Source organism: Arthrobacter koreensis (assembly GCF_035792275.1).
GTDB classification, from domain to species: Bacteria; Actinomycetota; Actinomycetes; order Actinomycetales; family Micrococcaceae; genus Arthrobacter_B; species Arthrobacter_B koreensis_A.
Genome location: NZ_JAMWKK010000030.1, coordinates 1 through 391, shown reverse-complemented (window position 1 = coordinate 391; position 391 = coordinate 1). Strand labels below are relative to the sequence as shown.

At 67.3% G+C, this 391-nt stretch carries 1 protein-coding gene; it reads right to left on the bottom strand.

The window, feature by feature from the left end:
• On the bottom strand, positions 1-337 hold a 337-nt coding region (locus NGB94_RS16695), incomplete at its 3' end, for a hypothetical protein (protein ID WP_325791841.1).
• Positions 338-391: the final 54 nt, after the last annotated feature.

Genomic DNA, 391 nt, shown 5'->3' with positions numbered 1-391 from the left:
CGCGGGCACGGAAGCGTGCCCCGGCCCGGGAGCGTGTCAGCCAGCGCCGCGCGCGCTCAGGCTCAACACCAATCTTCCGGGCAGCATCACCCAGCGGCATTCCATCCTGCAGCAACGCGAAGAACTCATGCTGCCGTGGATGCGGTTTCCCGCCCGGGCGGCCCTGACCGCGAAGCCCGGCCTGCCGGACCCAGCTGGCGCAGGTGACCCGGCCGAGGCCAAGTTCCCGGGCCGCGGCACTCACGTCACCGCCCAAACGGTCAAAGACCACGAAGAACGCTGCTCTCTGCTCCGCGCTATGCCGCGGACGGGACTGCTTTCCTGATGAAACAGACACGGTCGTTGCAACTCCCGAAATTCTCAGGTGTTGCAACGACCGCTAGAACCCGCC